Annotated in this window: 6 protein-coding genes and 1 riboswitch; of the genes, 2 read left to right on the plus strand and 4 right to left on the minus strand. The window is 64.8% G+C overall.

The genetic code is table 11. The features are described 5' to 3' along the window. Positions 1 to 768: ABC transporter ATP-binding protein (locus EN906_RS18465; protein WP_164777224.1), on the minus strand; the 768-nt coding region annotated here is incomplete at its 3' end. Between the two features lie 161 nt (positions 769 to 929). Next, a riboswitch (cobalamin riboswitch) is annotated at positions 930 to 1,137 on the minus strand. A gap of 255 nt (positions 1,138 to 1,392) precedes the next feature. Here EN906_RS18465 and EN906_RS18470 point away from each other — a divergent pair. Beyond that, on the plus strand, positions 1,393 to 2,226 hold the full coding sequence (locus tag EN906_RS18470) for an AraC family transcriptional regulator (protein WP_127272480.1): 834 nt from the start codon (positions 1,393 to 1,395) through the stop codon (positions 2,224 to 2,226). Between the two features lie 4 nt (positions 2,227 to 2,230). On the opposite strand, the gene EN906_RS18475 is transcribed toward EN906_RS18470, so the two are convergent. From EN906_RS18475 to EN906_RS18485, 3 genes are read right to left on the minus strand one after another with little or no spacing between them, the layout of a single operon-like run. Next, a complete protein-coding gene (locus tag EN906_RS18475) occupies positions 2,231 to 3,370 on the minus strand; it encodes a DSD1 family PLP-dependent enzyme (protein WP_164749008.1) in 1,140 nt (379 codons plus the stop codon). Then, positions 3,370 to 4,647 carry a D-arabinono-1,4-lactone oxidase gene (locus tag EN906_RS18480; protein WP_127272478.1) on the minus strand — a complete coding sequence of 426 codons (1,278 nt, stop codon included), beginning with the start codon at positions 4,645 to 4,647 and terminating at the stop codon, positions 3,370 to 3,372. The genes EN906_RS18475 and EN906_RS18480 overlap by 1 nt, the downstream gene beginning before the upstream one ends. 13 nt (positions 4,648 to 4,660) lie before the next feature. Beyond that, positions 4,661 to 5,848 carry an MFS transporter gene (locus tag EN906_RS18485; protein WP_127269303.1) on the minus strand — a complete coding sequence of 396 codons (1,188 nt, stop codon included), beginning with the start codon at positions 5,846 to 5,848 and terminating at the stop codon, positions 4,661 to 4,663. Positions 5,849 to 5,973: 125 nt separating this feature from the next. Between EN906_RS18485 and EN906_RS18490 the strand changes: the two genes are divergently transcribed. Continuing rightward, positions 5,974 to 6,472 (plus strand): TetR/AcrR family transcriptional regulator (locus EN906_RS18490; protein WP_164777225.1); only part of this gene is annotated, 499 nt, incomplete at its 3' end.

The following is a 6,472-nucleotide window of genomic DNA, read 5'->3' on the forward strand; positions in this document are numbered from 1 at the left end:
GTTCGGCACATCGAACACCGTCAGTTCGCGGTCTTCGGTCGGATGGCGCAGACGCAGCACATCGATGCCGAAAATCTCGCGGATCAGCTTTTGGGTCAGGGCTTCGCGCGGTGCGGCGAGCGCTTGCAGACGGGCATGGTTCATCACCGCCACCCTGGTGGCGAACGGTGCCACCAGCGCCAGATCGTGCAGCACCGCGATCACCGTCATCTCGAAGCCTGCCACGAGGTCGAGCAGTTCGCCGCGGGCACGCGGGTCGAGATGGTTGGTCGGCTCGTCGAGGAACAGGATTTTTGGCTGCTGGGCGATGGCGCGCGCAAGTTGGGCGCGCTGGCGCTCGCCGCCCGACAGCGAGCCGATGGTGCGGCCAAATAGCGGCAGCAGGCCGGTCCGGCGCAGTGCATCGACGACGATCTCGCGCTCCTCGCTCCTGCGCCGCAGCCCGGCGTGCGGAACCCGGCCAAGCTCGACATAGTCGACCACCGCCAGCCGCGGATCGGGCTGGTCGGTCTGGCCGACCACGGCAATGTGCAGCGCCCGTTCGGCGGCTGAAATCCTGTCCAGGCGGCGCCCGCCGAGCTTCACCTCGCCGGAGCTCGGACGCAGCATGCCCGACAGCATGCGCAGCAGCGTCGTCTTGCCGGCGCCGTTGGGACCGATGATGGCAAGGCGATCGCCGGCGGCCACCGAGAAGCTGACCGCCTGAACCAGATCCCGCCCATTCGCCGTGACGCAGAGGTCACGGGCTTCGAGAAGCGCTACGGTCATCGGCTGCTGCCCGCCGGCTTGCCGGGACGGCAAAGCGTATATACGACGATGCGATGGATGGAGCCGTCCAACTTTCCGTCACTTTCCAAAACTGGCGACGGAAGGAAGCTGGCGAACCGGCCGACAAGACCGGGATTCGCGTTTCCTCCCGGCACACCCCGTCCGGTCAACTCAGTGATGGCAGGTCTCCTGGCTCACGGGTCGTTGCGCCATCCAGCCTTCCCAGCCTTGCCGGCCAGTGGCATTCACGGATTTTGCTCGCCGCTTACAGTTGCGGGGGCAGCCACGGTCTCGACCTGAGCAGGCCTCACCGTGTTCCCTTTTCACCCCTCGCCTTTCGACTCGGGGACCATCACCGCTTCAGCGTAGATTTGCGCCGATCGCTTCGCAATGGATTTCTCGGACGGAGTGGTGGGCCAGCTAAGGGAAACAGGCATCGCATGCTCTCTTTATGTAATAATATAACATACCTAAGAGATGACGCCGGTCGCTGTCAAGCGAAAGCTCATGGGGCGGTTGGCCGGATGGCGACCGGCATCGGCGCAGATTGCACGGGATGCGCAATTTCGATCAAACTGGCTGCGCCAGGAAACGGCAGGATGATCTGGCCAATGCGAGGAGAAAATGGACCCGACCGAGAAAGCGCTGTGGTTCGTCGAAAGCCATCTGCCGGAGGCGATCTCGCTTGATGATGTCGCGCAAAACAGCGGCGTGTCGCGTTTTCATGTGACGCGCGCCTTCGGCGCCGCCACCGGCCGGTCGGTGATGGGCTACATGCGCTCACGCCGGCTGACCGAGGCGGCGCGCAAGCTGGCGGGCGGGGCGCCCGACATCCTCGCCGTCGCGCTCGACGCCGGCTACAACTCGCATGAGGCGTTCACCCGTGCCTTCCGCGATCAGTTCGGCACCACGCCGGAACTGGTGCGCGCGCAGGGCACACTCGACAAGCTCGACCTCGTGGAGCCGATCCTGATGGACCAGTCCCTCCTCACCAATCTCGAACCGCCGCGTTTCGAGACCAGCCGGCCGTTCCTGATCGCCGGCCTCGGCGAACGCTGCAGCTGCGAAACCAGCGCCGCCATCCCGATGCAGTGGCAGCGCTTCGGCCCCTATATCGGCAACATTCCGGGCGAGACCGGCGACGTCGCCTATGGCGTCTGCGTCAACGGCGACGATGCCGGCAATTTCGACTACATCGGCGGCGTCGAAGTGTCTGACTTCTCCGACCTGCCCAGGGACTTCTACCGGGTGCGGGTGCCGGCGCAGAAATATGCGGTCTTTGCCCACCGCGAACACATCTCGACCATCCGCCGGACGGTCAACACGATCTGGAACAAATGGCTGCCGGCCTCCGGGCATGAGATCGCGGACGCGCCGGAATTCGAACGCTACGGCCCCGAATTCGACCCGCGCAGCGGCAAGGGCGGGCTGGAGATCTGGATACCGGTGAAGGCGTAGTCGGTCAGGCCATCGGCAACGCCGGCCAGCGATCGGCGATCCGGCCGCCGGAAAACACCGCGATCGACCCGAACTGCTGCAGCACGGCTTCGCTCTGCGTCGGCCTTAGAAACGCGTAGTCGCCGGGCTTTGCGGTCGCGTCGGCGGGCAAGCCCATGAATTGCTGGTTGGAGGACAGGCCGAGCAGCCCGTTCGCCTTCATGCCTTCTGGGAAGACCGGCTCGGCCATCCACTTGCCGCCATAGAGGTAGCAACCCTTGCGCGGGAACCGGCCGAGCGCCTGCAGCAGGCGGGTGACGGCCGGCGGGCCGGGCAGCATCGGCTCGACCATTTTCAGGATCGGCGTGGCGATGAAGGCCGCCGGCTGGAAGCCGTCGAGGCCTGGCGTATCGAAGTCGCTGGGCAGCACAAAGGCCGAGCCCATCGAGACCTCATTGGCCGCGCCGCCATGATGAAGCAGCGCGGTCTTGCTGCCGCCGATGTTCAGGATGCGGCGCTGGTCGGCGCCGAGACAGGCGACGAACGCCGAGGCCTGCGCCGACGCCTTTGCCAATGCCTTTGCCGGTCCGCCGAAAAGGCCAGGAATGAGCGGCGCATGCGCCTCGTAGGCCATGACGCCTTCGCAATGCAGCCGGGCCGGCAACGCGCTCAACGCCTTCGACAAGGCCTCAGGATTGGCGAACCCGCCGCGATGCAGCCCGACATCGATCTCGAAAGCGATGCGCAGGCCGATGCCGAGTTCGTCTGCCAGCGCGCCATATTCCGCCAGTCTTTCCTCGCTGTCGATCAGCCAGCAGACGCGCGACCAGTCGGTATCGGCTTTCACCAGCGCCGCCCTTGCCGCGCCGATCGGCATCGGCTTGCCGTAGAGCAGATCGGCATCCGGGAACGCCTTCAGCACCGCCTCGCTGATCGGCGGGTGGAAGGTCATGAAGCGCTCACTGCCAAGCGCCTTGGCGATATACGCAAGCAGCGGCATGCACGCGAGCGATTTGTCGACCAGCCGCACGGCCAGGCCGGGATCCAGTCTCTCCTTGACCAGGGCAATGTTGCCGTCCAGCCGGTCGCGATCGAGCAGCAGGCAGGGCTGGAAGATGCCGGCGGTCTTCAGCGCATCCGAGAGGGTGGAAAAATAGGTGCTCATCATTCGATGCCGAACAAGCCGGCCATATAGGGCGAGACGAAGCGGTTTTGCGGATCGACGTCGCGGCGCACCGCCATGGCATCGTCCCAGCGCGGGTAGAGCTTTTTCAGATCCGCCGCTTTCAGGCTGTGCATCTTGCCCCAATGCGGCCGGCCGCCATATCTGCGGAAGATCGGCTCCGCCGCCCGCATGAACGGCAGAGGATCGTTCGCTGCATCATGGTGGATGGCGATGGAGCAGGTCAGCCTGTTGTAGAATGGCGAAAGCCAGAACTGGTCCGGCGCGACCGAGCGCACCTCCATCGGGAAATAGACCTCGAGAAAACGCTTCTCGGTCAGCTCGATGATCTCGGCCAACGCCTTCGGCCCTTCCTCGAACGGCAAATGATATTCCATCTCGTTGAACTTGGTCTGCCGGTCGCTGGCATAGACGTTGAGCCAGTCCTGCACGTAGTCCTCGGCGGGAAATCTGACGGCCGCCGAACGGATCAGGCGGCCACGCAGCGATGGCAGCCAGGCAAGTGAGGTGCGCAGCCGACGCAGCGTCCTCAAACCCGCCTCGTCCTCTTCCGGCGGCCGTGCGGTGGGTGCGGCGTCGCTGAAATCGCTGGCGATGAACTGCGCATAGCCGGAGAACGGAATGTAGTAGAATTCGGCCGAGCGATGCGCGGCCATCATCGCCTCGAAGTCGCGCAGCATCTCAGTGATCGGCAGCACATATTTGCGGCGGCGCAACCGGTAGGTCGCGATGTTGTTCAGCGTCACTTCGGTGAGCACGCCGAAAGCGCCGAGCGCGACGCCCATGGCGTGGATCATGTCCTGATCCCCTGCCCGCTTGAAGTCGCGGACCTTGCCAAGCCCGTCGACGATCTGCACCGTCTCCAGCTGCGTGTGATAGGCGCCGAGCGTCGGTCCCGAGCCATGCGTGGCGGTACCCAGCGCGCCGCCGATCGCCTGGCGGTCAATGTCGCCCATATTGGGCAGGCCCTGGCCAATGCCTTGCAGGATGCGCATCAGCGGGCCGAGCCGGGTCCCTGCCCGCACCCGCGCCCGATGTGTTTCGGCGTCGTGCGAGACCAGCCCTTCCAGCCTCTCCAGGGACAGGATCGTGCCTTGCGATTTCACCAGCGGCGTGAAGGAATGACCGGCACCGGCGACGCGCACCGGGCCAGGCGCGGTCCGGACGAGATCACCGAGTTCACCGGCATCGCCGGGGCTGGCGATCAGCTTGGGCTCGGCGCTTACAAAGCCCGACCAGTTGCTCCAAATGTTAGACATGCCACCTCCCCGCTCAGGCAACCGCACGACGGTGACGCGACACAAGGACGAAGAGACCGAGCAGCGCCACGCTGGCGACCGCGCTGGCGGCGGCGAATTCCGGCACCGGCCGGAAATCCTTGCCATCGATGAGCAGCGACGCCGCGATCGGCCCGATCGCCAGGCCGAAAAGCTGGGCTGCCGGCACCAGCAGCACAGCGGTCCGCGTCTCGTCGGCGGTGATCGCCAGACGTATCTGGTAGGGCACGATGAACAGCAGGATAAAGCCCATGGCCAAGGCAGCGACCCAGAACGTTGTCAGGCCAGGGCTACTGGCAAGAACCAGGGAGCTGACAAGCGCGACGACGCCGATCGCCGCGATGGCAAGGCGATAATCGATGCGCGCCTCGAACACGGTGGCCGTCATAGCACCCAGGACCTGCACGGCGAGGCTGGCCGAGACGATCAGGCCGACGGTGCGGCCATCGATGCCATACTGTGCGCCAAGCGGTTCCAGAAAGGCCCAGACCGCGCCGAAGAACATGAAATAGCAGAAGACGGACAGCAGCGCGGTCGTCGAGGGAAGCGTCAGCACATTGACCAGGTTCTCCTCCTTGGGCAGGTCGGCATAGTCACCGGGAACAGTGAAGGCGACCACCAGCGACACGACGCAGACGACGGCAAGAACGATGAAGCCGCCCGACGCCCCTGCGGCCGGGATGACATAGAGCGCCAGCAACAGGGCGAGCGCGCATTGCGCCAGCGTCTGCATGGTGACGAAATAGCCGCCGATGCGCTCGGCGCGCCGCGAGCGGGCGATCAGTTCGGTGGCGATGGCGACCAGACCGCCCTCGGCGAGCCCGGCCAGGGCGCGGGCCGCAATCAGCGTGCTGGTGCTCGCGGCATAGGCCGTCCACACATTGACCAGCGCCAGCAGCAGCAGAAGGACGGCACTTTTCCAGCGCATGTGGTGCGCCGAAAGCAGCATCGCCACGACAGCCGAACCGATGGCAATAGCGATCATCTCGGCTGTGGCGACCAGCGCCAGTTCGTCGCCGCTGACATGGCCTTCGGTGTAGAGAGCTCCGAGCAGCACCGGCTGCAGGCCGAGGATGAGCAGGCCGACCGAACCGATCCACAAGGCCGAGGCGAGCTGCCAGCCGGTCGGATTGCCGACCAGCCAGTCGCCACTGCCTGCGTGGCCGGTATCTGTCGAAGCCAAAGGCGCCTCCCAACGTCCTTGCCGTGCGGCAAAAAAGCTGACAACCTGTCAGTATTTCAGAAACTGATACTTGATCATATTTTCTTGTCAACCGGAATTTGGGAAGCCGTGCGAAAGATCGGTGCATGACGGAATTGAAGAGAATGGCGACCGAGCCGAGGCGCAGGCCCAAGCAGGAACGCAGCCGCGAGCGCATCGACGCGATCCTGTCGACGACCATGCGGCTGATCGGGGAAAAGGGTATCGACGCCGTCACCATGAAGGAAGTCGGCATGCTGGCGGGCGGGCCGATCGCCACCGTCTACCACTATTTTCCCAACAAATCGGCGATCCTGGCGATGCTCTATGAGCGGTTTTCAGAGGTCAGCCGGGCACGGCTGACCACGATCATCGCCGAAATCCGCGAGGCGAACGACGTGATCGTGGCCGCTGACCGGCTGCTCGATGATTATCTCAGCCGTGTCGCCGGCGATCCGGCCATCCAGGATCTGCAGAACGCCATCCAGGCCGACAAGGCGCTCAAAAACCTCGACATCGCCGAAACCCGACACCAGGCCCAAATGTTCTGCGACCACGTCATCGCCTTGCTCGAGCCCGAGAGGCGCGAGCAGTTCGAACGCATGG

The organism is Mesorhizobium sp. M7A.F.Ca.CA.004.06.1.1, assembly GCF_003999135.1.
In the GTDB taxonomy this organism is placed as follows: Bacteria; Pseudomonadota; Alphaproteobacteria; order Rhizobiales; family Rhizobiaceae; genus Mesorhizobium.